The sequence below is a fragment of the Microbacterium sp. USTB-Y genome (assembly GCF_023703415.1).
Taxonomy (GTDB): domain Bacteria; phylum Actinomycetota; class Actinomycetes; order Actinomycetales; family Microbacteriaceae; genus Microbacterium.
Window position 1 is genome coordinate 101836 of the sequence record NZ_JAGMTU010000005.1, and the last position, 25417, is coordinate 127252.

The 25417-nt window shown below is 65.4% G+C and carries 22 protein-coding genes and 1 pseudogene; 7 read left to right on the top strand and 16 right to left on the bottom strand.

Annotation, left to right across the window (positions count from 1 at the left end):
- The first annotated feature begins 278 nt into the window (after window positions 1-278).
- Window positions 279-1880 carry a choice-of-anchor G family protein gene (locus J8G10_RS13350; RefSeq protein ID WP_251445683.1) on the top strand — a complete coding sequence of 534 codons (1602 nt, stop codon included), beginning with the start codon at window positions 279-281 and terminating at the stop codon, window positions 1878-1880.
- 100 nt (window positions 1881-1980) lie between these two features.
- On the opposite strand, the gene J8G10_RS13355 is transcribed toward J8G10_RS13350, so the two are convergent.
- Window positions 1981-2649: a hypothetical protein gene (locus J8G10_RS13355; RefSeq protein ID WP_251445686.1), complete on the bottom strand. Its 669-nt coding sequence runs from the start codon at window positions 2647-2649 to the stop codon at window positions 1981-1983.
- Between the two features lie 595 nt (window positions 2650-3244).
- Here J8G10_RS13355 and J8G10_RS13360 point away from each other — a divergent pair.
- The 6 genes from J8G10_RS13360 (at window position 3245) to J8G10_RS13385 (ending at window position 8962) form a co-directional block, all read left to right on the top strand.
- On the top strand, window positions 3245-3778 hold the full coding sequence (locus J8G10_RS13360; protein ID WP_251445689.1) for a hypothetical protein: 534 nt from the start codon (window positions 3245-3247) through the stop codon (window positions 3776-3778).
- A gap of 118 nt (window positions 3779-3896) precedes the next feature.
- Window positions 3897-5678, top strand: coding sequence for a sigma-70 family RNA polymerase sigma factor (locus J8G10_RS13365; protein ID WP_251445692.1), 1782 nt, complete (start codon window positions 3897-3899; stop codon window positions 5676-5678).
- Between the two features lie 469 nt (window positions 5679-6147).
- A complete protein-coding gene (rplM, locus tag J8G10_RS13370) occupies window positions 6148-6594 on the top strand; it encodes a 50S ribosomal protein L13 (protein ID WP_045249783.1) in 447 nt (148 codons plus the stop codon).
- Between the two features lie 26 nt (window positions 6595-6620).
- Complete coding sequence (gene rpsI, locus J8G10_RS13375; protein ID WP_251445695.1) at window positions 6621-7103, top strand: 30S ribosomal protein S9; 483 nt, start codon at window positions 6621-6623, stop codon at window positions 7101-7103.
- A gap of 16 nt (window positions 7104-7119) precedes the next feature.
- Complete coding sequence (glmM, locus tag J8G10_RS13380; protein ID WP_251445698.1) at window positions 7120-8475, top strand: phosphoglucosamine mutase; 1356 nt, start codon at window positions 7120-7122, stop codon at window positions 8473-8475.
- Window positions 8476-8581: 106 nt separating this feature from the next.
- Window positions 8582-8962 (top strand): VanZ family protein, encoded by a 381-nt coding sequence (locus J8G10_RS13385; RefSeq protein WP_251445701.1) that lies wholly within the window; start codon window positions 8582-8584, stop codon window positions 8960-8962.
- A gap of 33 nt (window positions 8963-8995) precedes the next feature.
- On the opposite strand, the gene J8G10_RS13390 is transcribed toward J8G10_RS13385, so the two are convergent.
- The 15 genes and pseudogenes from J8G10_RS13390 to J8G10_RS13455 all read right to left on the bottom strand — a co-directional run bounded on the left by J8G10_RS13390 (window position 8996) and on the right by J8G10_RS13455 (window position 25414).
- Window positions 8996-10816, bottom strand: coding sequence for a DUF4012 domain-containing protein (locus J8G10_RS13390; RefSeq protein ID WP_251445705.1), 1821 nt, complete (start codon window positions 10814-10816; stop codon window positions 8996-8998).
- A gap of 113 nt (window positions 10817-10929) precedes the next feature.
- Entirely contained in the window at window positions 10930-11919 is a 990-nt protein-coding gene (locus J8G10_RS13395; protein ID WP_251446563.1) for a Gfo/Idh/MocA family protein, read from the bottom strand.
- On the bottom strand, window positions 11916-13013 hold the full coding sequence (locus J8G10_RS13400) for a DegT/DnrJ/EryC1/StrS family aminotransferase (RefSeq protein ID WP_251445708.1): 1098 nt from the start codon (window positions 13011-13013) through the stop codon (window positions 11916-11918). The genes J8G10_RS13395 and J8G10_RS13400 overlap by 4 nt, the downstream gene beginning before the upstream one ends.
- On the bottom strand, window positions 13010-13624 hold the full coding sequence (locus tag J8G10_RS13405; protein WP_251445712.1) for an N-acetyltransferase: 615 nt from the start codon (window positions 13622-13624) through the stop codon (window positions 13010-13012). The genes J8G10_RS13400 and J8G10_RS13405 overlap by 4 nt, the downstream gene beginning before the upstream one ends.
- A gap of 34 nt (window positions 13625-13658) precedes the next feature.
- On the bottom strand, window positions 13659-14951 hold the full coding sequence (locus J8G10_RS13410; protein WP_251445715.1) for a nucleotide sugar dehydrogenase: 1293 nt from the start codon (window positions 14949-14951) through the stop codon (window positions 13659-13661).
- 611 nt (window positions 14952-15562) lie between these two features.
- The gene (locus J8G10_RS13415) at window positions 15563-16996 is read right to left on the bottom strand and encodes a hypothetical protein (RefSeq protein ID WP_251445718.1); all 1434 of its coding nucleotides are present in this window, start codon (window positions 16994-16996) and stop codon (window positions 15563-15565) included.
- A 134-nt stretch (window positions 16997-17130) separates the two neighbouring features.
- A complete protein-coding gene (locus J8G10_RS13420) occupies window positions 17131-18489 on the bottom strand; it encodes an oligosaccharide flippase family protein (protein WP_308220702.1) in 1359 nt (452 codons plus the stop codon).
- Window positions 18423-19553 carry a glycosyltransferase gene (locus J8G10_RS13425; RefSeq protein ID WP_251445721.1) on the bottom strand — a complete coding sequence of 377 codons (1131 nt, stop codon included), beginning with the start codon at window positions 19551-19553 and terminating at the stop codon, window positions 18423-18425. Before J8G10_RS13425 ends, J8G10_RS13420 begins: the two co-directional genes overlap by 67 nt.
- A gap of 110 nt (window positions 19554-19663) precedes the next feature.
- Window positions 19664-20791 (bottom strand): non-hydrolyzing UDP-N-acetylglucosamine 2-epimerase, encoded by a 1128-nt coding sequence (gene wecB, locus J8G10_RS13430; RefSeq protein WP_251445724.1) that lies wholly within the window; start codon window positions 20789-20791, stop codon window positions 19664-19666.
- Window positions 20792-20794: 3 nt separating this feature from the next.
- The gene (locus J8G10_RS13435) at window positions 20795-21877 is read right to left on the bottom strand and encodes a capsular biosynthesis protein (protein ID WP_251445727.1); all 1083 of its coding nucleotides are present in this window, start codon (window positions 21875-21877) and stop codon (window positions 20795-20797) included.
- The gene (locus J8G10_RS13440) at window positions 21874-22923 is read right to left on the bottom strand and encodes a polysaccharide biosynthesis protein (protein WP_251445730.1); all 1050 of its coding nucleotides are present in this window, start codon (window positions 22921-22923) and stop codon (window positions 21874-21876) included. Before J8G10_RS13440 ends, J8G10_RS13435 begins: the two co-directional genes overlap by 4 nt.
- Window positions 22920-24140: a glycosyltransferase family 4 protein gene (locus J8G10_RS13445; RefSeq protein ID WP_251445733.1), complete on the bottom strand. Its 1221-nt coding sequence runs from the start codon at window positions 24138-24140 to the stop codon at window positions 22920-22922. Before J8G10_RS13445 ends, J8G10_RS13440 begins: the two co-directional genes overlap by 4 nt.
- Window positions 24137-24559: an acetyltransferase gene (locus J8G10_RS13450; RefSeq protein WP_251445735.1), complete on the bottom strand. Its 423-nt coding sequence runs from the start codon at window positions 24557-24559 to the stop codon at window positions 24137-24139. The genes J8G10_RS13445 and J8G10_RS13450 overlap by 4 nt, the downstream gene beginning before the upstream one ends.
- A 152-nt stretch (window positions 24560-24711) precedes the next feature.
- Window positions 24712-24801: pseudogene (locus tag J8G10_RS19635) on the bottom strand (hypothetical protein); the annotation flags it as partial.
- A complete protein-coding gene (locus J8G10_RS13455) occupies window positions 24794-25414 on the bottom strand; it encodes a sugar transferase (protein WP_308220703.1) in 621 nt (206 codons plus the stop codon). The pseudogene J8G10_RS19635 and the gene J8G10_RS13455, both read right to left, overlap by 8 nt.
- Between the last annotated feature and the right edge of the window lie 3 nt (window positions 25415-25417).

Sequence of the window (25417 nt, forward strand, 5' to 3'; positions counted from 1 at the left end):
TTCGGGTCAGCGCTGGGACGCCCAAGAGGCTCCGGGGAGTATAGGCACGCCTCCATGGGAGAAGGGCGGAGAGCGCACAGAAACGCACATCCTGTCGCGTGATGGACCGCGTCTGGGCGGGTATTTCACCCTCTCCGGCCGCAGCGAACGCACATCTGAGCACTTCTGCGACGTCATCGAGATTGCTTTTGCGGCCGCGGCTAGGCCACACTGGGTGACGTATGCGGGATCATCGGGTGATCCTGGGGATGATTTATCGACCTTCGGGGGTTAATTAAATGAGCATCGAGAACGACCCGGCTGCGCCGGTGGGCGACTCCACCGAGACCCGGGCGGGCCTTTCCCGTCGCACGATCATGAAGGGCGCGGCCTGGACCGTGCCCGCTCTGATGGTCGCGACCTCCGCGCCGATGGCGGCCGCGAGCTGCTGGCCCGGAGGCACGATCTTCAACTCCCATGGTCTCGGCAAGTTCCTCAGCGGCACCATCGGCAATCAGAATCTCGATCTGCTCGCGTCGATCAACGCGGCGAAGGCTGACACGCCTGGCCCCGCCACCCCGCAGCACGTCGTCGACTTCAACTCGCTGGACGTGAGTGTGCTGAGTGCCATCAACGTCGATCTCTCCGGCACCGGTGCGCTGCTGTCCGACCTGCTCGGATTCCTCGTGCCGGCGAACACGGGCGTGTACAACCAGTACGCGATGGCCGACTCGAACGGCCAGTCGATCGGTGCGAGCGGTCTCGTCTCGAACAACGGCGTGATCGACACCGGTGCCGCTGCGGGCAACGTCGACGTCGGCTCCCTGGACCTCAAGGTCATCCTGGAGAGCCTTGTGGGTTCCTCGCTCGGCGGAGCGCTCTCGAACGTCTCCGACCTCAAGCTCAAGGTGGGAGCGGTCGGAGGCCGTGCGTTCGTCGACAACACGAACTGCACGCCCGGCAATGACGACATCGTCACCCGTGACTACCTGCTGGCGTACCTTCGCCTGCTGATCAAGTCGAACGTCGTAGGCGCGCTGTCGACCGCTCTCAACACCGCCCTTTCCAATCTGACGATCTCGACGAGCGCGGTGTGGGCGCTGCTTGAGGGGGTTCCCCTCCTCGGAACGCTGCTTTCCACTCTTGGGCAGAACGCTCTGAACGTGTCGGTCTCCGTGAACACGAGCGGCCTTACCGGACCGATTCCTACTGCGTCGGGCAAGGCACTGCAGATCAACCTGCAGCAGGGTGAGCTCCTTCTCGACCTGGGGGCGCTTCTCGGCGGGGCGTACACCGGGAACGTGACACCGTTCCTCAACAACCTTCCGGCGAACACGCGACTCTTCGTGGATGCCGGGCTTCCGGTCAACGCGCTCTCGGACACCCTGAGCGCCTGGGTCGACTCGTTGATCGAGGCGCTCAAGCCGTTGATCACGATCACGATCTCGGCAGGATCGGTCACTGGACCCCTCGCGACGGGCCTGCTCATCCAGGGCAGCCTCGGGGACTTCCTCGGGGGCACGGCGACGGCGCAGTTCAAGCTGCTCGGTGGCACGATCAACCTGGGCGGGCTCCTCAACCCGCTCGTGGGCGGAATCGGCAACCTCGTCATCGATGCCGTCAAGGCGCTGTTTGCTCCCACAGGCGTTCTCAACTCCGTCTGGGCGCCCGTCAGCGCCTTGCTGTCGGGGATCTTCGGGATCCTCCAGAACATCCTGGTGCTCACCGTCAACGCGCAGAACGCGCCGACGAACGGCGGAGGCCGGCCGATCCCGCTGCCGCTCCAGGGGCTCCCCCTCGGTCGCTACGACGTGGCGGCGCTGCATCTCGGCCTTGTCCAGACCGCGCTTCTCAACCTGTTGCTCGCCCGAGGCAGCGTCGGACCGAACCGTCCGCGCTGACCGCTCACCGGTCGATGAAGAGGCCGGCTGCCCTCAGAGATCTGAGGGCGGCCGGCCCCTTTGCGTGCGGGCCGGAATGGCTTGCCGTCAGGCCGTCTCATCACTCGACCAGGCCGTCTTCGTGGGCTCGGCGGGCGAGGTCGAGGCGGGTCTTCGCCGGCCGGCCGATGGCGACGTACTTCTCTTTCACGCGGCTCAGATACTTGCGGGCCGTGTCGGGTCGGACGCCGATCTGTGCGGCGATATCGTCGATGGGCTGACCGACGGCATAGAACTCGAGCACCTTCGTCTCCTGCTCCGAGAGGCGGGGCGCGGTCGGGGCCATCCGCAGCGCCGCCAGAGCCCGGTCGGTGATCGCAGGCTCGCCTGCAAGCACCCGCCCGACGGCGCGCACCAGCTCGACCTCCTCGTCGACCTTCGACACCACACCATCCACGCCCTCGTCCAGGATCCGCTGGGTCGCCCCGCGCGGATGCAGTGACGACATCAGCAGCACCCGCACACCGGCTTCGCGCAGCGCGCAGACCGCCGCGCGATCCCTCGCCCCCAGTCCCGGCCCGAGCAGCTCGGTGACGAGCAGGTGTGGCCAGCCGGAGCGTTCCCGCGCGCTCATCCACGCCATGAGGGAGAGCACCGACTCCCCGGCGAACACCACATCGAGACCTGCGTCGCGGTGCAGCAGCTCCGCCGTGCGATTGCGTTGCAGCACGTGGGGTTCGACGACCGCCACCCGCCGCGCCTTCGCCGCGGTGCTCCTCCTCGCCGCCATGCGACTCCTTTCGTGACTCCGGCCTGTCCGCGCATCGTGCGGGGAGGGCGCCGCGGACCGCAGCATCCCTCCTCATGAAGACGGACCTCATGAAGAAGGAGTGACGCGCCGGCCGAACGTGACGCGACGCTCTCGCGATTCGTCTCGCCGTTGCGAGGAGAGCGAGCGAGCAGGCCCGGGTGTCGTCGGCGTGAGTCGATGAGGTCGGTGAAGTGACGCGGATCGGCGGAGAATCCGCCCCACGACCCCGCCAGGGGGTCAGCGCTCGAAGCTGAGCGAGTGCTCGTCTAGCCTTTTCCTGCTCACCCCGAAGCACACCTCCGTCGGTACCGGGATATCCCCGGTTCTGCGGGATCCGAGTTCTGGGTGGATCCCGTTCTCGTCACGACGGCCTGCGGCGAGTGCGACCCCCGGTCGCGACGGTCGGTGCGCGGGGGCGTGCGCTCACCGGAACGGCGAGAGGCCGGACTGGGGAGAGCCATGGGCACCGACGCGGCAGAGCGCATCCGCCGCCGGACTCACGCGGGACGGCGTCCTGCGCGGCGTGCCCCGATCCTCGCGCCGGTCATGCCGTCCATCGATTACGCTCCCTCCCATGCCCTCCGGTTCGTCCCGTCGCCGTCGCCGCGGCTGGATCCTGGGGATCGTGCTCGGACTCGTGGCCCTCTACGCCGCGGCGTACATCTCCGTCTACGCGACTCCGTCCGACTCCTACGACGTGCACGACGTCGATGCGGTCTTCATCCTCGGGCCGCCGACCGACGACCGGATCGCGGCGGGGGAGCGGATCGCCCAGGAGGCCGGGGGAGTGCCCGTGTACCTCTCCGTCTGGCACGGCGTGGTCTGCAAGCCGCAGTTCGTCTGCGTGCACGCCGCTCCCTGGACCACCTCGGGCGAGGCGGCCGCCCTGTCCGAAGCGGTGGCGTCGGACGGACTGAAGCATCCGGTCGTGGTCACCGGAGACGAGCATGTGATGCGCTCGCGCTACATCTTCGGTCGATGCGTTCCGATCCCCGCACCGGTCGTCGGCATCTCCGAGCCGATGGATCTCGGCATGCGGCTCTGGCAGCCGATCTACCAGTGGGCCGCCATGGTGAAGGCCGTCGTCGGAGGCTGTTCGGCGGACTGATCGCCGCGGATCCGATCCGGTCCCGCCGCTATCCTGAGGACGGCAGCGCGTCCCCCGAGGATGCGGGTGCCCGCCCTCGGCGCCGATCGCCGGAGAACCTGATTCCTGGGGAGGGTTCGTGGTCGACTCACGCACCGACGCAGAGCTGCTGAGCTCGCTGCGCGCCGGCGACAACAGCGCCTACGAGGTGCTGTGGCACCGTCACGCCCCGGCCGCGCATCGCTATGCGCAGCGGCTCCTCCCGGCGCGGGCGGAGGATCTCGTCTCGGAGTCGTTCCTGGCGATCTACCAGCAGGTCACCACGACCGACGCGGGGCCGCAGTTCGCCTTCCGGTCGTACCTGAAGGCCGTCCTGCGCAACACGGCCATCCGGTGGCGCAAGGACGCCGAGCAGTTCGTCGACGTCGAGGCCGAGCCGGCCGACGAGCGCGACGCGCTCAGCATCGCGGAGCAGGACAGTGAGGCGACCGATGTGCTGGCCGCGCTGCAGGCGCTGCCGGAGCGGTGGCAGCGCGTGCTGTGGCTCGCCGAGGTCGTCGAAGCCGGCCGGCCGCAGATCGCGCAGGAGCTGCAGATCCGCCCGAACGCGGTGTCGGCGCTGCAACGGCGTGCGCGGGCGGGACTGAAGTTCCAGTGGCTCACCCGGCAGATCCCGCTCGACCTGCGGGACGATCCCTCGCACGCCGCGCGACTCTTCCCGCAGTACCTGACGGAGACCGGAGGCGGCGCGCTCGCCGTCGAGGTGAGCCGTCACGTGGCGGACTGCCGCGACTGCGCGGATCTGCTGATCGGTCTTCGAGGAGCGGCCTCCCGCCTGCAGCGCAACACTCTCGCGGTGCTGCTCGGCTCCGCCGGAGTCGGTACGGCCTCGGCGACTCTGTCGTCGGGCACCACCGCGGCGGCCCTCGCGGTCGTCGCGGGTGGCGCCACCGTCAGCTGGCTGATCGGAGGCGGAGTCGCCGCGGTCACGGCCGGCAGCCTGATCATCTCGTCGCTGTTCACCGTGGGTCCCGCCGACGCGGCCCCCGATCGGCCTGTGCCGTCGAGCACGCAGGCCGAGGCGCCGCAGCCCGCGCCGTCCGGGCCGCAGGCCGGAGCGACGTCCGATGCGGGGGAGCCCGCACCGGCGGAGATCCCCGCCGTCGAGGGGGACTACGGGCGCCACGTCGACGATCCGGGGGTGCCCGTGATCGACTTCACGGCCGCCCAGCCCGCACCGAGGCCGGATCCGCCCGCTCCGGCGACGGGACCGGGGACCCCATCGCCGGGCACCGAGACCCAGCCCGCCCTGTCTCCGGGCCTCACGACGCCGACGACCGCGTCCGGCTACGCCGCACCGATCATCGCGGGCCGCACGCAGCCGGGCAACGCGATCGCGGTCGAGTTCGATTCGGGCACCTATCTCCCCACCGTCGCGGACGACGGCAGCTGGAGCTACGACCTGCGCCAGGTGGTGTGGTCGACCGGCACCTATGACTACCGGGTGTGGGCCTACGACGCCACCGCGCAGGGAGCGCCGTCCACTGGATCCTTCACCGTGCTCCCCGTCGCCGTCCGCGGGTTCGAGGGCATGACCGGCGTGAACGACATGACCACGACCGAGGCGACGAGCACGGGAATCGTGATCACCCTGAACGGCCCCGCGAACGGGAACGTCCTGCTTTCCCTGTTCGGCGGCAACACCGCGACGATCGCTCTGGACGGCAACGGCCAGGCGCGGGGCAGGATCCTGATGAAGGACCGGGGGTTCTACTCCTACTCGGTGCAGATGCTCTACGACGACGGTGTCTGGGGGCCGGAAGCCGAGGCGGGACCGGCGGTCGGCGTCTATGACGCGGCCCATCCCGATGCGCCCATGCCGCGCGGAGTGCCGCTGGAGTTCACGCTCACCGAGCCCTGACGTCGCGCACGCGTCACTTCCGTGGGGCGCGCGACTCCTCAGAAGAGAGAGCACACGGGCCCTTCTCCCCCTGCCCTGGGCTCTCGCCGGCGCAGTCCGGCCGCGGAGGAGTGCCAGACCGGGGACGTCGGCGCTCCCTGGGACCGTGGCGGGCTGCGCCGCCCCCGTCGTCTGCCGTTCCTGCTCCGCCGCTGACCGATCCGGCCGTGGAGAGGATACTGAGACGCCGCATCAGCGAATGCACGGTCCCTGCGGCACGGTTTGGGAAACCCCGCCGGATCCCGTAAGCTGTCTCCTTGGTGTGCGATCACTGCTGGTCGCACGCACGAACGTGAGCCCTCCACTGGCGTGTTCCTGTTCGGCGTTTCGTCTCGCTCCGCCTTCGGCGGTGCTCGCTCAACGTCCAACTCGAACCACCCCGGAGTGGGATTCACGAACCTCTCCGTTCGATCAAGAAAGCAGCACTATCGTGACGCGCACTTACACCCCCAAGGCCGGGCAGGTCCAGCGTGACTGGGTCGTCATCGACGCCACCGACGTCGTTCTCGGCCGCCTCGCCTCGCACGCTGCAGCGCTCCTGCGCGGCAAGCACAAGGCCACCTTCGCCAACCACATCGACTCGGGTGACTTCGTCATCATCGTGAACGCCGACAAGGTCGCGCTCACCGGTCAGAAGCTCCAGAAGAAGATCGCCTACCGCCACTCGGGTCACCCGGGCGGGCTCAAGGCCGTCGCCTACTCCGAGCTGCTCGAGAAGAACCCGGTCCGCGCCGTCGAGAAGGCGATCCGCGGCATGCTCCCGAAGAACAGCCTGGGCCGCCAGCAGCTGGCGAAGCTCAAGGTCTACACCGGCTCCGAGCACCCGCACGCCGCTCAGCAGCCCAAGACGTACACCCTCGACCAGGTCGCCCAGTAAGCGCCGTTACGAACAAGGACATACTCGTGGCTGACATCGACACCACCGAATTCCCGCAGAACTTCTCGACCGAGACCCCTGAGGCCGCCGCCGTCGAGACCGCTCCGCGCCCCGTTCTCAACGTCCCCGGCGCTGCCGTGGGTCGTCGCAAGCAGGCCATCGCCCGCGTGCGCCTCGTCCCGGGTGCCGGCACCATCACGGTGAACGGCCGCGCGATCGAGGACTACTTCCCGAACAAGCTGCACCAGCAGCTCATCAACGACCCGTTCACGGTGCTGAACCTCGCCGGTGCGTACGACGTGATCGCGCGCATCTCCGGCGGTGGCCCCTCGGGCCAGGCCGGCGCCCTGCGCCTGGGCATCGCCCGTGCGCTGAACGAGATCGACGCCGAGAACAACCGCCCGACCCTGAAGAAGGCCGGCTTCCTCTCGCGTGACGCCCGTGTGAAGGAGCGCAAGAAGGCTGGTCTCAAGAAGGCCCGCAAGGCTCCTCAGTACTCGAAGCGCTAAACCCTACAGTCCCTCTATGGCTCTGTTCGGTACGGACGGGGTGAGGGGGCTGGCCAACGGCCCCCTCACCGCCGATATCGCGCTCACCCTGGCCCAGGCGACTGCCGTCGTCCTGGGCCAGGGCCGTATTGCCGAGGCCCGCAAGGCCGCCGGCAAGCGTCTCACCGCCGTGGTCGCCCGCGACCCGCGGATCTCGGGACACTTCCTCAGCGCCGCTGTCGAGGCGGGGCTCGCGTCGTCCGGAGTGGACGTGCTCGATGCGGGCACGCTGCCCACCCCGGCCGCCGCGTTCCTCATCGCCGACATCGACGCCGACTTCGGTGTCATGATCTCGGCGTCGCACAACCCGGCGCCGGACAACGGCATCAAGATCTTCGCCCGCGGCGGCGTGAAGCTGCCCGACGTCGTCGAAGAGCGCATCGAAGAGGCGATGAGCGGCGAGAAGCTGCGGCCGACCGGTGCCGACGTCGGCCGGGTGAGCCGGTTCTCCGACGCTGAGGACCGCTACGTCATCCACCTCCTGGCCTCGCTGCCGCATCGGCTCGACGGCATCCATGTCGTGCTCGACTGCGCGAACGGCGCGGCCTCCGGCGCTTCGCCGGAGGCGTTCCGCAACGCCGGCGCCAAGGTGACGGTGATCGGGGCGGATCCCGACGGCATCAACATCAACGACGGTGTCGGATCCACGCATCTCGACAAGCTGGCGGCCGAGGTCGTGCGCGTCGGCGCCGACGTCGGCATCGCGCACGACGGCGACGCCGACCGCTGCCTCGCGGTCGACGCGAACGGCACCGTCATCGACGGCGACCAGATCATGGCGATCCTCGCGGTCGCGATGAAGCAGCGCGGACGGCTCGCGGAGGACACCCTCGTCGCCACGGTGATGAGCAACCTCGGTCTGCACGTCGCCATGCGCGAGCACGGCATCACCGTGCGGCAGACCGCCGTCGGCGACCGCTACGTGCTCGAGGACATGAACGCCGGCGGGTACTCGCTGGGCGGCGAGCAGTCGGGGCACGTGATCATGAGCGACTTCGCCACCACGGGCGACGGCGTGCTGACCGGCCTGCACCTCGTGGCCGAGATGGCACGGCAGCGCAAGACGCTGGCCGAGCTGGCCTCGATCATGACCGTGTATCCGCAGAAGCTCGTGAACGTCAAGGACGTCGACCGCACCAGGACCGACGATGAGCACGTGCAGAAGGCCGTCCGCGCCGTCGAGGCCGAGCTCGGCGACACCGGCCGCGTGCTGCTGCGCCCCTCGGGCACCGAGCAGCTCGTGCGCGTGATGGTCGAGGCCGCCGACGAAGCGTCGGCTCACGCGCATGCCCACGCGCTCGCCGAGGTGGTGCGTGAGCGACTCGCTCTCTGAGGATCGAGGTTCCTCTTCGGACGGTACCGAAGAGCAGCAGAGGCTGCATCCCGCCGCGGATGCAGCCTCTCGCGCTCCTCTGGCCCGGGCCGCGCGGATCCTGCTGGTGCCGTACTCGATCGGGGTCCTGCTGCTCACGTGGCTGCCCGCGGCGGACGCCGGCAAGGTGACGGGCGTCGTCGCTGTCCTCGCGCAGGTCCTCGCCGCGTGGGGTGTGCCCTTCCCCGTCGCGTACACCGCGCTCGAGTTCACGGCGAACATCGCGCTCTTCGTGCCGCTCGGGGTGCTGCTGCCGTTCGCCTGGCGCGGGCTGCCGACATGGTCCGTCGTCGCGGTGGGGTGCGCGGCGAGCGTGATGATCGAGCTCGTGCAGCTGACGATGCCGAGCCGCTATTCGACGATCTCCGATGTGGTCGCCAACACCCTCGGAACCGCGGTCGGGATCGGCATCGTGCGGGCGGTCAGCAAGGCGCGGCGCACAGGCTGAGCCTGCCGATGCGCCCGGTCCGCGATAGCCGGACTACTTGCAGGCGGGCTCCACGGTCGTGGAGGTCGCCCGGGACATCGGGGTCGTCCAGATCTTGAGCGGTCCGCCCGGACCGGGGGCCGTGAACGCGACGTCCACGGTGTGCGAGTCGTTGTAGCGGTTCAGGATCTCGATCTTCACGGCGGGTCGCCCGAGATCCTCGCCCTGGCTCATCGGCGCCACAGGCTGCCCGTCGAGGGTGATGCTCGACAGGGTGCCGCCGGCCGGCCCGTAGAACACGAGGTAGCTGCTGATGTCGCTGCGGGCGAAGTAGGGACCGGTGATGTACGGCGGCAGCTTCGCAGCCTCGGCCTCGGTGAGGTTCGAGGTCAACGTCATCGAACCCTTGACCATCTGATCGGTGCGGCACGCGTCGATCTTCATGTCGAGGTAGTAGCTCTTCTTGGATCCGGTGTTGTCGTTCAGATAGACCCCGAGGACGCTCTGGTCCTTGTCGGTCGTCGGCATGATGCCGCTCATCCGGGAGGCGTCGATCAGGGTGGTCTGCTGAGGATCCGTGCTGACGTAGAGCAGGCGCCCCTCGTCGGCGGCGCGGAACAGCGCCTGGACGAGCTTCACCGGGGACGCCCTGCCGCTCGTGACGGCGGCGAGGATGGTGTCGGCGGCGGAGGCGAAGAACGCGTCCTGCTCGGGGCCGGTCGGGTAGGTGAAGTACACCTGGTTCAGCAGCAGGGGGACCGCGTTCTGGGACGTCAGCTGATCGCCCGTCGCGAGGGTCACCGGTCCCGTGGCCTCCAGGATGTAGGAGAGCGTGACGGGGTCGATCGACAGCACCGCGTCGACGGGGGTTCCGATGTCCTCCGCCCACCACGCGCGCAGGATCCGCACGGCCTCCGGGAAGTTCGGCACCATCGTGAAATCGGGGGTGTAGCGCCCGATCTTGTCGCCGAAGATGTTCACGGCCTGAGGGTCGAGGGTCGTGACCGGAACCGTTCGTCCCTGTTGCGGGAAGTCGGAGCTGCTGACGACCTTGCCGGGCGTGATCGATCCGTTCTCGACGATGATCGGCAGGAACTGGGCGGCGTTGCCGCCGAGGCTGCGCGCCTCGGAGTTGCCCTGGAACATCAGCAGGTAGGTGCGCGGGCCCTTCGCGCCGAGGGCGTCGGGCAGCACGCCGAGCACCTCGCGCGCCGTCTTCATGGTGGGCTGCAGGGCGCTCAGCTCGGTGTCGAGCTTGCGCACGCCGTCGGCGACCGGGCCGACGAGGGCGGCTTTGTCGACCTTCCAGAGGTCGGTGGTGGCCTTCTGGATCCCCTTGTCGACGGAATCGAAGGTGGTCGCGAGCGTGATCAGGGCGGCCGGATCGATGCGCCCGTTCGAGATGTTGAGGTCGCTGAGCTTCACGCTCGCCGCCGGGGTGACGACATCGGTCGCGAGGCCGTCGGTCACCTCGGCGACGGTGCGCACCGCGGAGAGGTTGGAGCCGACGACCGGGAGCGACTCGGCGAAGCCCCACTGCCAGCCCTTGGTCGCGGCGACCGCGGCCGTGGTGTGCTCGGAGACCGTGCGGGCGCTCTTCGCCGCGGTGTCGAGGTCGCCGGCGAGCACCGCCTTCTGCACCTGCTGCACGCCGGTCATCGCGGCCTCGAGCTGCCCGCGCGCGGACAGGGCCTGGTCGTAGACGTGCTTGCCGATGATGCCGCCGCCGACGGCCAGCACGATGATGACCGCGAACACGCCTCCGACGATCCACGGCCAGATCCGGCGCTTGCGGCGGCCGGATCCGTCCTGCTCCGTCTTCCGTGACGCGTCGCGTCTGCGGTGTTCCCGGCGCGAGGAAGGCGTGCTCATCATGTGTCCATCCAATCAGGGGAAACGGAGAGTTCCACCCACGTCGGTGCCGATCAAGACGGCGCCGGTCGTTGACTGGCGCAGCGCCTCTCGTTGAGGCATCGCTCCGCGACTCGCTAGCCGATCTTGACGGTCTCCATGTCTCGGGCCGATTCCAGAGCTGCTTCGACGACTGCCAATGTGCGAAGCCCCTGTTCCATCGTCACGAGATCGGTCCGCTCTCCGAGCACGGCATCGCGGAAAGCCTCGTGCTCGACCCGCAGTGGCTCACGTTTCGGGAACGCGTAGCGGGTGACGTTGCCCTCGGATACGCCGCGGAAACTCGATACCGAGTCCCATTCGAGCGGGATGGTGCCGTTCGCGAAGAAGGTCAGGTCCCCGGTCGCCGTGTCCGCGACAAAGGCGCCCTTCTCGCCTGTGACGACGGTCACACGCTCCTTCATCGGGCTCAGCCAGTTCACGATGTTGTTCACGATCACGCCGCTCTTGCTGCGTCCTGTGATCGTGATCATGTCCTCGTGTTCGCGCCCGCTCTTGAATGCGGTCTGGGCGAAGACCCGCTCATAGTCAGACTGGAGGACCCAAGCGGTAAGGTCCACGTCGTGTGAGGCGAGGTCCTTCGCCACGCCGACGTCAGCGATGCGAGAAGGGAACGGACCCTGTCGGCGGGTCACGACCTGGTAGACGGCGCCAAGTTCGCCAGCTTCGAGTCGCCGGCGAAGCTCCTGCAGCGCCGGGTTGAAGCGCTCGATGTGTCCGACCGCTCCGACAAGCGCGGCTTGCGAGAATGCATCGACCATGCGCTGTCCTGCATCGAGGCTGTGTGCGATCGGCTTCTCCACGAGGGTGTGCACTCTCGCATCAGCGAGCTTCAGGGCAGCCTCTTCGTGGAAGCGGGTAGGTACTGCGACGACCGCGATATCGAGACCGGCAGCGATGAGCGCGTCGATATCGGGCAGGATCTTGAGATCGCCGGCGACCCCATGCGGATCTCCACCGGGGTCGGCGATCGCGACAAGGTCGACGCCTTCGACTTCGCGCAGCACACGTGCGTGGTGACGACCCATCATCCCGACGCCGAGCAGGCCGGCGCGCAGCGCCATCAGGCGCCCGCCTCAGCGACGGCGTTCACAGCTTCGACAATCCGCTCGAGATCACCTTGCGACAGCGACGGGTGCACCGGCAACGAAGCGACCTCACGTGCCGCGCGCTCTGTTTCGGGAAGATCCAGGCCTGGGGCGAAATGTGCGAGCGATGGCAGCCGGTGGTTCGGGATCGGGTAATAGATTCCCGCGCCCACGCTGTACTCCTCCTTGAGCGCCTTCACGAAGCCATCACGGTCCTCGGGGACGCGAATCGTGTACTGGTGGTAGACGTGCACCGCGTTGTCAGCGACCGGCGGCACGATCACACCCCGCAAGTTTGCGTCCAAGAACGCGGCATTGTCTTGTCGCTTCTTCGTCCAGGCATCGACCTTCGTGAGCTGCACGCGGCCGATCGCGGCGTGGATGTCGGTCATCCGCGCATTGAAGCCGACAATCTCATTCTCATACTGACGTTCCATGCCCTGATTGCGCAGCAGCTTTACCGTGCGCGCGATCTCGCTCGTGGCGGTCGAGACCATGCCGCCCTCGCCGCTGGTCATGTTCTTGGTGGGATAGAGGCTGAACATGGCGAACTCGCCGAAGGTGCCCACAGGGCGCGCATCGAGGGAGGCGCCGTGTGCCTGAGCGGCGTCTTCATACAGGGCGATGCCCTGCTTTGCTGCCAGGGCCTCCATCTCGCGCATCCGGGCGGGGTGCCCGTATAGGTGAACGGGCAGAACCCCCTTCGTCTTAGAAGTGACCGCCGCACTCACCGCAGCCGGGTCCAGAGTGAAGGTCTCCGGCTCGATGTCGACGAACACCGGAGTGGCGCCCGTGAGTGCAACGGAATTGCCCGTTGCTGCGAACGTGAATGACGGCACGATCACCTCGTCGCCGGGGCCGACGCCGGCGGCGAGCAGGCCCAGGTGAAGGCCGGCTGTTCCGGAGTTCACGGCGACGGTGGGGCGGCCCTGCACGAAATGCTTCGAGAACTCAGCTTCGAATGCGGCTACCTCGGGGCCTTGCGCGACCATGCCACTGCGCAGCACGCGGTCGACTGCTTCACGCTCCTCGTCACCGACGATCGGCTTGGCGGGGGGAATGAACTCGCTCACGCGTTCTCCTTTGTCAGAGTCTCGTTCTGCTCTCGGTAGGTGGCACCACTCTGCGGGCACGCCCACGTTCCCTTCTCATCGATGGCGACAAGGGGCACGCCCGCCTCGCCGACCCATCCGATGCGCTTTGCGGGAACGCCTGCGACAAGCGCATACGCCGGTACGTCTTTCACGACCACGGCGCCCGCCGCCACCGTCGCCCAAGCGCCGATCTTGACAGGCGCAACGCAAGTCGCGCGTGCGCCGATCGCGGCGCCTTTTTCGATTGCCACTCCTACCGGCTCCCAGTCATGTGCGCTCTTGAGTGACCCGTCCGAGTTGATCGCACGCGGGTAGGTATCGTTAGTCAGCACGACGGCGGGACCGATGAACACGCCATCGCTCAGACGTGCCGGCTCGTAGATGAGCGCGTAATTCTGGACTTTGCAGTTGTCGCCCATCACGACACCGGTGCCGACGTACGCACCTCGTCCGATGATGCAGTTCTCGCCGATGCGCGCCTGCTCACGCACCTGAGCAAGGTGCCAGATAGACGAACCCGCCCCGATCACCGCGTCCGTTGCAACGTCTGCGGAATCGACAATCCGCACCGTTGAGTCGTTCTCACTCATGTCTAAGGCCCCTTCAACGATGCGAACTCATGGGTCAGGCGGAACCGACGACAATCCGCGGCGTGCCGGCCCACAGTCCGGCGTCACTGGCCGCGCGGCCATCGACGAGCAGCTTCACGCCTGGAATATGAGCGGGCGCGAGCGTGCGGTAGTCGGCGTGATCCGTTTGCAGCACGGCGACATCGGCCGAGTCACCGATCGTGAACGGCTCGAATCCGAGTGCACGTAGCTCTTCGTCTGTGTATAGCGGATCGTGCACGCGAACGTCGACGCCGCGTTCACGCAGAGCCTGCACCGTCGGGAAGACCCCGGAGAACGCCGTCTCCTTCACGCCGCCGCGGTAGGCCGCGCCCAGCACGACCGCCGTCAGGCCAGAGAGTGAACCGAGTAGCGTTTCCGCCTGCGCGACAAGCCGTTCCGGCATCGAGGCATTGAGCTGTCGTGCCGTGCGGACGATGTCCGCATCAGGGTCAGTGGACAGATAGAGACGCGGATACACCGGGATGCAATGACCGCCGACGGCGATACCGGGACGGTGGATGTGACTGTACGGCTGCGAGTTGCACGCCTCGATGACTTTGTAGACGTCGATTCCATTTGCTGCCGCGAACAGTCCAAACTGGTTCGCCAATCCGATATTCACGTCACGATAGGTCGTTTCGGCCAACTTCGCCATCTCTGAGGCCTCGGTCGAGCCCAGATCCCATACGCCGTTGGGGTGTGGTAGGTCAGGACGCGCGTCGAACTGCAGCACCGCTTCATAGAACTCGCGGGCACGACGGGTGCCTTCGGGGGATAGCGCACCGATCAGCTTGGGGTACTTGCGCAGATCCTCAAACACACGGCCCGTGAGTACTCGCTCCGGAGAATATGCGAGATGAAAGTCCACGCCCTCTGACAGTCCCGAGATGGCCTCGAGCATCGGCTTCCACCGGTTGCGCGTCGTACCGACTGGCAACGTCGTCTCGTAGGAGACGAGGGTGCCTGGGGTGAGATGTTCCGCGAGGGACGTCGTCGCAGCGTCCATATACCTGAAGTCCGGTTCCCAGGTCTCGTCGTCTACGAAGACCGGAGCGACCAACACCACTACATCCGCGCCCGGGATGGCGTCGGCATACTCGGTGGTTGCCCGAAGACGACCGGACGCGACGAGCTCGGCCAGTCTTTCCTGCAGGTGCGCCTCCCCGGGGAATGGCTCCAGCCCCGCGTTGATCGTGTCGACTGCCATCTGATTGACGTCGACGCCGATCACCTCATGGCCAGACGCGGCGAACTGGACAGCAAGCGGGAGCCCGATCTTTCCCAGGGCCACGACGGCAATATGCATGATTCCAGCATATTGTTCCCTTGTGGAGCGCGCTGACTCGATGAACTGGGCTCAACGACCGGTCCCCTGATCTTCACGTGTTGGGGCCGTATGTGTGCCGAACAGGGGAGCGATCGGAAGGGCAGGCCGTTCTCGGGCGCTCGCGCGAAGCTGGAGATCCTCGCCTCCGGAACCAGTGCGAGACCGCCTCGCTGGACTGGTCGGAGACCTCGAACCAGGGCAGCCAATGAGAGCCTGGCATCACCAGGCGGTAAGAAGTCAGAGAGGGGGACGGGACGAGCTTGTCATCGCGGTGCGGCGGGACGTCATCAACTCAGGCGACCCAAAGTGAGGAGACCGCAGGGAAGCCGCCAATGCATCGCAACTCCCGCAACGTTGTTCCAGAATCGCGGCGGATTCTCCGGGGTGATCTACCTCGCGTCCTCACCTTCCCCTGAGCGAGGTCGTCCTTTTCCTCTCCCAAAACAGCGAGAAATCGTAGGCATCGCAGATGCGCGACAACCGCGGGGGCGCGCCGGCATCGTTGGCTGCCGATCCGGGCGCTTGGCCAGGCGGGATGGCGATACACGGGGCTCGCGCTCCGAGCTATGGGCGGGTCGCAAGACTCCGCATTACTTCAGCGACTTGATAGGACGGACCGGTGGCCGCCGCATCGTGGTCTTCTCCGCACTATCCCCTCGCCAAAGAGCATCTTTGTATCCGCTCTGGTCGCGCGGGTACAAAGCGAAGAGGAGAACCATCAAGCCGAAGCCGAAGCTGAGCACGGCGCTGAATGGGCTTGCGTTAGCGAGCGCGAACACCGGCAAAAGGCCGACAGAAACGACGAGCGCGGTCGGCACACGGCGTGCCGCGCTGTCCACCAGCAAGAAGAGGACAACAAGAAACACCGCTTCGATCCCGATTCCAACGAGGCCGAGATTAGCGTACCCGTCGGCGAACAGGCTGGCATTCAATTGCACATCGGGCCGCCCGAGCATAGTTTCTCCGACGTAGAAGCCTGGCGACGTTGTGTATTGAGTCTCGACGAACGGGCCGAGAAGCGAATAGTCCCAAAGTGCCCAGACTCCGTCGGCATAGGCATCTCTATACAAGGACATGAGGTAACCCGCCGTCAGGAACGTGCGAGTGACGAGTATGTCCACGAGCCCAAGACTCGCAATTCGATCGATAACGATTGAGATCCAGGAAAGGGCCGCAATACCGAAGACGATCATCGAGCCGATAATGGATGACCGATTCTTGAGCAAGAACACCAGAATCAGGCAGAGAGGAATCGAGATGAGTGCCGTCTTGTATCCCGTGGTGGAGTAGATCACCAGTTGGCCGACAACTCCAAGAGCGACGAGGAGCCATCGATGCTTCATTGCTCCGAACGACATGAGGAACGGATTGACCACATTCCCCTGATTCGTGATCAGATACCCCAGTAGCGGTGCTGTGGGTATGAGTTCGTCTCGGTACGCGAGGCGAGTGTCGTAGATCGCAAAGACCGACATAATATTGATGGAGATCCCGGATACTACGGCGAGGTAAACATAGGTCATCGCGGAGATGATGATAACGAGCGCCCACATCAGAGCGCTACCGTTAGTCCGGATGGGGACGATTAGAGATGCGCGCCGTCGCAGGATCAAGACAACGACGATCCAGACTACGGCGCAGAAGCCCGCGAATGCGAAGCTGTCTAGAGGAGCGCGAGTGCTGCCATATTGAGGCACGGTGGCGACGGGTACCAATAGGGTGGCGTAAAGAAACCACGCGGCATACCCCGAAAATTGCACAGGTCGTGGCGGCAGGAACGCTGCGATGGCCAGCAGCATTAGATATGAAGCAAGCATCCACATCGCGTCTGGGTCATGATAGACCCATCCCATATATCCGAACCGCGGCGCCATGAAATCGGAGAACGCGATCTGAAGTGCATAAATGTATGCAGCTAGCGATGCGGCGAAAATGAGGAACGTGAAAAGGACGCGCGCTGCAGATGGCCGGGATCCTCGAATGGGCGATGGCGCTCGTGTCGCGGAGTGAGCTAGTCGCGTCATGCTCACGAGTCTAAGCGGTTCGGCTACTCCGTACGGTCCTTGCGCCTGTGTGGAGCGGCGCGTCTGATCGGCGGAACCAGTTGTTGGAACAGGAGGCCGAGGTCTGCCGGGGCGCGGCGTAGGCGGATCTGATCTCAATCTGCGACCGCATCAATCGACTTCGCTGCAAGCAGCGCACAGATCCATGTCGCGACGTAGACGACTGCGAACGCGGCTGCTGTCCAGAACACCAGTTCGTTGAGTGATGCTCCCAGAACGCGGCAGGCGGCAAGGGTGAAACAAACGAGGATTGCGCGCCCTACATCGAGCCAAAGGTTCACGGCGGCCCACTGGGCGACTACGAGCGACTTGCTCATCGGGCTGGCGATAAGGCGTGTGATCAGCATCGGCAAGAGGAGCTGCATGATCGCGGCGACGTCGGTCCACTTGGATCCCAAGATGAACGGGACCACCAGCGGCGCGACCGCCAGGACAACGGCCGCCACTAGGAGGCTGAACAACGCCAGAAACATGGACACACGGGCGAAGAACTGGACGCAACCCGAGGCTCGGTCTCGCGCATGATTGGCTAGACGTGCCTCGACGACCTGGCCGAGCGCAGTCGCAACGATAACCAGCGGCAAAGCCAAGACTCGCTCAGCCATCCCCCATTGTCCGGCGTCAGATACATCAAACCAAAGCCCTGCACAGATGATTGGTAGTGCCAGCGCCCCAGCGTTAAGCAACGCTGCGGGAGCGAATAGCGCAGGAAACCTCCAGTATCGCCGTAGTACGGCTCGCACGTCTTGATACCTGAATCGACGAAGATCGGCGCGTGCCGAGAAGGCCAGGGGCATAAGCCCACCAGCTCGACCCAGCGCGTATCCCGCAACAAGGCCGAGGCCGGACAATGTTACAAGCGCCATACTCAGCTGAGAGGCCGCCGTAACAATTGCTTGGGTGATGTTCCTGATGCCAACCGTAGAATACTTGTGTGAACGAAGCGCATACTGCCCGAAGACCACAAAAGCTCCGGACAGGAGTGTTATGCCACCCACCCACCAGCTGAACCCAGGAAGGCTGGACATAGCCCCCAGCAGCCCAAGTCCGAAAAGGATCTCCAGTGTCACAACGCTCAAGACGCTGACCGTCGCTACACATAGCAATCCGAGAAACAGAAGCGCGCTGGCCTCATCCTGGCGGCGGGGTAGCATCAATGCTGACTCGAAGCGGAGAGCAACTGCCGGAGCCAACATCCCTGTTACCGAAACCACCATCGTGAGAAACCCAAAGGCTTCAGGAGGGTACACTCGGGACAGAATCGGTGTGGCGACAAGCGTCACCGCTTGTGCCAAGACCGCGCTCCCTGCCAGCGCCGATGCCCCTCGGAATGCGGAACTAGTCGCTATCGACCGAAAGCGCAATTTTACCGCGCCGCGTTTTGCATTCACGATACCGGGGGCCGAAGCTGTTTGAGGAGCGAACTCAATCCCGGCTCGACCGCTTGTTCCCACGTGAACAACCGTCGCGCGCTAGCCGCCTTGTCGGCCAGTGTGATATCGGTTTGATCAGCGTTCTCGGCGAGTTCAAGCATTTCATCGAGCATGGCGTCGGTCGATTCTTCGTCACCAATGACTGACACGGCGTGCTCTCTGACGAAATCGCTCTGGGCGCGGCGATCCGTTACCACGTTGACCAAGCCAGCAATAACGTACTCGAAGCTTTTGCTAGCAATCGCGGCCTCGTTCTGGCGGGTGGCGGTGATCAGGGACAATCCGAATCCAGCGTCGGAAAGAAGGCTTGGGATCTCGTGGGTTGGCCTGGGAGGGACGATGTGGAGGTTTGTCGGGGTGCCCGCGTCAGCGAGGATGCTATCGAAGGCCCGTTCATGATCGATGGACGGAAAGCGGCCGATCGCCGTGAATTCGAACGGCAGTCCGCGCTCAAGTGATCGTCTCGCGATCTGGACCAGAAACTCAGTCCCGTAGCTCGACGTCAGGGTGCCCGTATGAACTACATTCCACCGGCGCTCGGAGAACGGCCGTGAAGGTACAGCTCCAAAGTGAGCGAGGAGAGGGTAATTCGGTGAGACTGCAACGGGGACGCCGGCCCTACGGAACGACGGCGCCATTGCCTCAGCGACGACATTTGCAGCCCCCAGCCTTCTAGCAACTCGGACCTGATACCCCTCCAGGATCTTCGCTACCAGACGTTGCCCCCACGAAGGCAGGGGCAGTTTTTCTGAATAATAGTCCGCGTAGTACTCGTGAACGTCGTAGAGGACGGGGTGATGTGACCGTTTGCGCCAACGTAGCGCTTGACCGAGGAAGTAAAAGTCATGAATGTGCCACACTTCCCCGTTCAGCTCTTCCGCAAGGCGGCGGATCTTGACGAGTCGTCCGAGTCGTTCTCTGGCCGTTCGTGGTTGTCGGACGAGTGTCTCACCTACCGCAGAATCCTGGCTCTGATCGTATCCATCTCCCAGCCACACGAAATGTACTCGGAACCCCGCGTCGAGCGCGACCTGAGCGCATCGCACGATGCGACGATCACCCCTTGGGTGCACGGTCGGGATCACGAGGAGCGGGGATTCGGCATTGAGACTAAGCGGGACCACGAGGCGCCAGGAGGAAGTCTCGACAACCCGCGGTTCGCGTGTGGATCCAGAGTCTCGCTCGCTGCTCGCAGTCACGATGCGTGCAGTCCAAGGCGGCGGTGATGCGAGTGTGCGGTGGACAAGACAAATGCGGTCGCCCGCCACGCGCAGTTGTCGATCTCGTAGTCGACGGGAGTCATCCGTGCGGCGCTGCCCGCGGTCAAACGGGCCTGCACTGCCGCTTGCACCGATCCAGCATCGACTCCAGCGGTGATGATCGCACCGGTATCCATCGCCTCGGGTCGTTCGATGAAGTCCCGCAGTGTGACGGCCGGGAAACCGAGCAAGCTTGATTCTTCGCTGATGGTGCCGCTGTCGGACAGGACGAGCTTTGAGTCGATCTGCAACTTGCAATAGTCGTGGAACCCGAACGGCGGATGGAACCTAATGTTCTCACTGTCGGTGATTCCCAAGGATTCCAGACGCTTACGCGTGCGCGGATGCGTGGAAACCAATACGGGAACGCCATACTCGGCGCTCAGCGCATGGAGCGCCGCGACCGCTGCCTGCAAGCGACCGGGATGGTCGACATTCTCTTCGCGGTGGAGGCTCACCAAGAAGTATTCTCCGGGCTTGAGGCCCGATCGTTCGACGGCGTCGCTCGAGTCGATCTGTTGACGGTTCTGCTCGAGCACCTCACGCATGGGGGATCCCGTGAGCAGGATGCGTGAAGGATGCAGACCTTCTGACAGCAGGTTACGGCGCGCGTGCTCGGTGTATACCAGGTTGTAGTCGGCAACGTGGTCGACAAGTCGACGATTCGTCTCTTCGGGCACGTTCTCGTCGAAAGAGCGATTGCCTGCTTCCATATGGAACACTGGAATCTTCATTCGCTTTGCGATTACTGCAGAAATACAGCTGTTCGTGTCGCCGAGCACCAGAAACGCATCAGGCTTCTCTGCATGTAGCACCTCCTCGGTCTTTGCGAGGATCGAGCCGAGAGCGGCACCCAGCGACGACGTATCGGCGTTCAAGAAGTGATCCGGGCGTCGGAGCCCGAGGTCTTCGAAGAAGACTTCGTTGAGTTCGTAGTCGTAGTTCTGTCCGGTGTGGACCAGGACCTGATCGGTGTGCTCGTCAAGAAGCTTGATCGTCGCCGATAGGCGAATGATCTCTGGCCTCGTGCCGACAACTGTCATCACCTTGAGCTTGTCGGGCATTTCTTAGACCACCTCGGCGATCGTGTCGGGGTTCTGCGGATCGAACAGGTCGTTCGTCCAGAACGACGTGTAGAGCGTGTCGGTGCCGGTGTTCGTGATCTTGTGGGACCACCCCGTGGGCATATCGACGGCACCGGGGTGCGCGCCGTCGACGACGAAGTCGTACACCCGGTCGGTGAAGAGCCTACGCAAGGAGATTGTGGCGTCACCGGACAAGACGGTGAAGCGCTCGATCTTACGGCGATGGAAATGATCTCCTCGGCTGATCCCGGGAGCCGTGGTCGAGAACGAGGACTGTCCAGCACCCCCGTGCGACCGGAGGATCTCGAAGAAGGATCCTCGGGCATCCGCGTGGCGGGTGAGCCTGATGGGCATCAGCGAATCGACCGTGTACGACCGGTAGGTGTTGAACAGGTCGCGCTGGAACGGGTCGGCGATATCGGGGATCTCGCCTTCGGCATAGGTGTCTGAGATCGTCTTCAATCGCGAGAGAAGCCCGCTCACGCTCTCTCTCACCTCCGCCGACGCCGGTGTCTGCCCGGTGAGCAGATCCGCGGCATTCTGCGCGTGGAGCAGAGTGAGTTCTTTGTCGCTGTCCACGGCCGGCAGCTCGCCCTGCGCCAGGAGGTGGCAAAAAGTCGCGGTGACCGCGTTGTAGAACGGGCGTCCATGTTCGCCGAAGAGGTTGGGCAGGACGACATCGTGGAACTCCGCCCCGACGGCTGCGGCGGCTTCCGCGACGATCGCGCCGGCGCGCAACTTCGCTTCACCATAGACCGACCCGTTGGTCGACTGGGTCGAGTTCGCATAGGTCACGATGGGAGGCGGCTCGGCGGCGCGACGCAACGCCTCCGCGAACTGCCGGGCGAACTCGATGTTCGAGTCGCGGACCTCCGACTCGTCCCCGCGATTGACACCCGCGATGTGTATCGCCCTCGCTGTGCCGCTGATCGCCGCCGAGGCCGTCGCTGCATCGAAGTCCTTTCCGACGGCAAAGCTCTCGCTCCTCACCTCTTGTGCGCGCAGCGCGAGCTTCGTGTGCCAGCCGAGAAACCCGTTGGCGCCGGTCATTGCGACGCGTGTCATCGTGAGGTGGCCTCCGGATCGATGCCAGCGGAAGTCAACTCGGCGTTGACCTCCGGCAAAGTGAGCAGCAAGCGCTCGATCTCCTCGACGGTCATCCGGTCGACCGTGTGGGAGTCATAGTCGCTGTAGTGCGTCTGAGTCACGTCGCCCTTCTCCACGTAAACGCTGTAGTTCAGGTCACGCTTGTCGGCCACGATGCGGAAGTAGTCGCCCATGTCCTTCGCGCGGCTGAGTTCCTCGCGCGTGGCAAGCGCCTCCGAGACCTTCTCCGCGTGGCGGGTGCCGATGACGTCGATCTTCGCGTTCGAGCGGAACAGGTTGATCACGGCCTGGGCGAGATCGCGGATCGTGCACGCCTGAGCCTTGCGGACGAACAGATCCCCCTGCTCCGCATGCTGGAAGGCGAACTCCACGAGATCAACGGAGTTGGCCAGAGACATCATGAACCGAGTCATGTCCGGGTTCGTGACCGTGAGGTCCTGGCCGGACTTCAGTTGACGGATGAACAGCGGGATCACGGATCCGCGCGAGTACATCACGTTGCCGTAGCGCACGAGCGAGACCGTCGTCTGGGCGTTCGGGTTGTTCAACCCATGAGACTGCGCGACCTTCTCCATCATCGCCTTCGATATGCCCATCGCGTTCACCGGATAGACCGCCTTGTCGGTGCTGAGGCACACGACGGATCGGACTCCATTGCGATCGGCCGCGCGAACGACGTTCTCACTGCCGAGCACATTCGTTCGCACGGCTTCCATCGGGAAGAACTCGCAAGACGGGACCTGCTTCAGGGCAGCTGCGTGGAACACGTAGTCCACGTCTCGGGTCGCACGTTCGATGCTGTCGTAGTCCCGCACGTCGCCGACGTAGAACCGGAGGCGATTGTCATGCACATCGTGCCTCATCAGATCCTGCTTCGCCTCGTCGCGACTGAAGACACGGATCTCGGCAACGTCGCTCTTGAGCAGCTTCCGCGCCACCGTGTGACCGAACGATCCGGTTCCTCCGGTGACCAGGATCTTCGCTCCGTCATAGGAACCGTTCATCGGTGGTCGTCCTTTCCTCGCGCTGCATCAGCGAGCACTCGTTCGATTCGGTCAATCCCGGATTCCCGGGCGAAATGACGCTGATAGGCATCCGCGGCCCTCGTCGCCATCTCCTGGCGTTCTGTCGTGCTGCTGGCGGCGGCCAGACGGAGGGCGTCCTCCAAAGATCTGACGTCCTCTGCCTCGGCGGTGAAGCCCACGTCATGGGCGTTGACGAACTCACGAACGTCGCCCTGCACAGTCGTCAGCACAGGCAGCCCGGCCGCCAGCACACCCTGGAACTTCGAGGGGATGGTTCCGCGGAAGACGGGCAGATCCTTCAGCGTGACGAGCGCGAAGTCGGTGCGATCGTGGATCTCGTGCATGCGTTCACGCGGTACCGGGTCCTGGAACACCACGTTGGTGACAGCCAACTCCCGCACAAGTTCGCGCAGGCTCTCGCGGGCAACACCATCACCCACGATCTCGAGACGCACACCGGCGTCGTTGGCGGCGTGGACGGCTCGGATCGCGGTGGCCAGATCCTGCATCTCTCCAACGTTGCCCGCGTAGACCACGCGCAACGGTTCTTCCGCTGGGGCAGGGCGTGAGCCGGCGGAGAGTCCGTTGCCGGACCAGTTGTAGACGAGTGATGTCGAAGCCTCGGGAGACCCTCGCTCAACCAGGGTCGAGACCATGGTCGGCGCGATGCCGATGACCGCTGCCGCCTTCCTGTACAAGACCCGCAACCACCCCGAGAGCAGGCGATCGACGATCCGGGCTCCGAGCCTGTCGCTCATCATCGAAGACCCGAGCACGGAGTCCGGCCACAGATCCTGCACGTGCAAGACAAAGGGCGCACCGAAAGTGGCCTTCCAGAGCCACGCGGGGAAGGCCGCTGTCATAGGAGTCGCGTAGACGTACACGACATCGATGCCCTTTGCGAAGCGCCGGGCCGTGACCGCGGAGAGCGCGAATGACACGTAGTTGGCGACACGCTTGACCGGGTTCTGGGAATGGTCCGTGAACATCGGAATCCGTAGCACGCTCAAGGCGCCCATCTGCTCCTGTGCCCGCCATCGCTGGCGGTAACCAGGGATCACCCGCCCCGACGGATAGTTCGGGAATCCAGTGAGCACCCGGACCTCATGACCACGTTCAGCCAGAGACTCGGCGACTTCCGCCGGAATCGGGACGGGCTCGGGGGTGAAGTACTGCGAGAGGACGAGGATCTTCATGAAGTGATGCTGCTTCCCACCACGCGCGCGGGCACCCCGACCATCACGGATCCCGCTGCGACGTTCTTCGTCACGCAGGCGCTGGCGCCGACCGTGGCGCCCTCGCCGACGCTCAGGCCCTGGAGCACGGTGGCTCCGGCGCCGATGAGCGTGCGCGCGCCGACGGTCACCTCGCCCGAGACGATCGCACCCGGGTTCACCGAGACGAAGTCCTCGAGCACGGAGTCGTGGCCGATGATCGCGCCGGGATTGACATGTGCATGACGGCCCAGGCGCACGTTCGTCGAGATCTGGGCGCCGCCGCACACCACCGCACCCGGGGAGATCCGCACCCGGGTGCCGACGACCGCAGCAGGGTGCACGAGCACGGCCGGTCGCGCACCCCAGGCTTCGGCCTTTTCGGCGATGCGGGCGCGCACGGCGGGGGATCCGATCCCCCGCCGTGCGCGCCGTCCAGGAGCTTGCGATTGCCCTCCGCGTCGCCGAGCATGCGGATCCCGCGGTCGTGAAGGCGCTTGACCTGGATCTCGGCCGGGGCGTCGTCGATGACGCCGATGACATCCCAGAGCGGCTCCCCGTTCGCGGCGTTGATCGCCGCGATGACGTCGAGGGTCTCCCGCCCGAATCCGCCGGCGCCGATGACGATGATGCCGTCAGCCACTCGCTTCTCCGAACTTCGTCATGGTCGCCTGACCCTCTGCCGAGATGCCCTCGCGGACGATCACGGCCCGGAGGGTGGCGAGGATGATGCGGGCGTCGAGCCCCAGGCTCCGATTGTCCACGTACTCGACGTCGAGGGCGAACTTGTCCTCCCAGGAGAGGGCGTTGCGGCCGTTGGCCTGCGCGAGGCCGGTGATGCCGGGACGCACCTCATGACGTCGCGCCTGCTGCGGGGTGTACCGCGGCAGATACTCCACCAGCAGCGGCCGCGGGCCGACGATGCTCATGTCGCCGCGGAGCACGTTCCACAGCGAGGGCAGCTCGTCGAGACTCGTGGCGCGCAGCGCCCGGCCGAACGACGTCAGCCGGTCCGCGTCGCTGACGAGCCCGCGGGCCTCGTCGACGTCGCGCATCGACCGGAACTTGCGCAGCAGGAAGACCCGGCCGTCCCGACCGGGGCGGGGCTGCACGAACAGCACGGGCCGGCCGAGTCGCAGCGCGACCGTGATCGCCACGAGGGCGATCACGGGGGAGAGGAGCACGAGCGCCGCGGCGGACGCGACGATGTCGAGGAGCCGTTTGATCAGGTCGTACGGCTGTGCGGTTCCGGCCACGGC

Coding starts and splice junctions, on each gene's coding strand:
- J8G10_RS13350 (WP_251445683.1), top strand. CDS start 279: ATGAGCATCGAGAACGACCCGGCTGCGCCGGTGGGCGACTCCACCGAG.
- J8G10_RS13355 (WP_251445686.1), bottom strand. CDS start 2,649: ATGGCGGCGAGGAGGAGCACCGCGGCGAAGGCGCGGCGGGTGGCGGTC.
- J8G10_RS13360 (WP_251445689.1), top strand. CDS start 3,245: ATGCCCTCCGGTTCGTCCCGTCGCCGTCGCCGCGGCTGGATCCTGGGG.
- glmM (WP_251445698.1), top strand. CDS start 7,120: ATGGCTCTGTTCGGTACGGACGGGGTGAGGGGGCTGGCCAACGGCCCC.
- J8G10_RS13390 (WP_251445705.1), bottom strand. CDS start 10,816: ATGATGAGCACGCCTTCCTCGCGCCGGGAACACCGCAGACGCGACGCG.
- J8G10_RS13405 (WP_251445712.1), bottom strand. CDS start 13,624: ATGAGTGAGAACGACTCAACGGTGCGGATTGTCGATTCCGCAGACGTT.
- J8G10_RS13410 (WP_251445715.1), bottom strand. CDS start 14,951: ATGCATATTGCCGTCGTGGCCCTGGGAAAGATCGGGCTCCCGCTTGCT.
- J8G10_RS13415 (WP_251445718.1), bottom strand. CDS start 16,996: ATGACGCGACTAGCTCACTCCGCGACACGAGCGCCATCGCCCATTCGA.
- wecB (WP_251445724.1), bottom strand. CDS start 20,791: ATGCCCGACAAGCTCAAGGTGATGACAGTTGTCGGCACGAGGCCAGAG.
- J8G10_RS13435 (WP_251445727.1), bottom strand. CDS start 21,877: ATGACACGCGTCGCAATGACCGGCGCCAACGGGTTTCTCGGCTGGCAC.
- J8G10_RS13440 (WP_251445730.1), bottom strand. CDS start 22,923: ATGAACGGTTCCTATGACGGAGCGAAGATCCTGGTCACCGGAGGAACC.
- J8G10_RS13445 (WP_251445733.1), bottom strand. CDS start 24,140: ATGAAGATCCTCGTCCTCTCGCAGTACTTCACCCCCGAGCCCGTCCCG.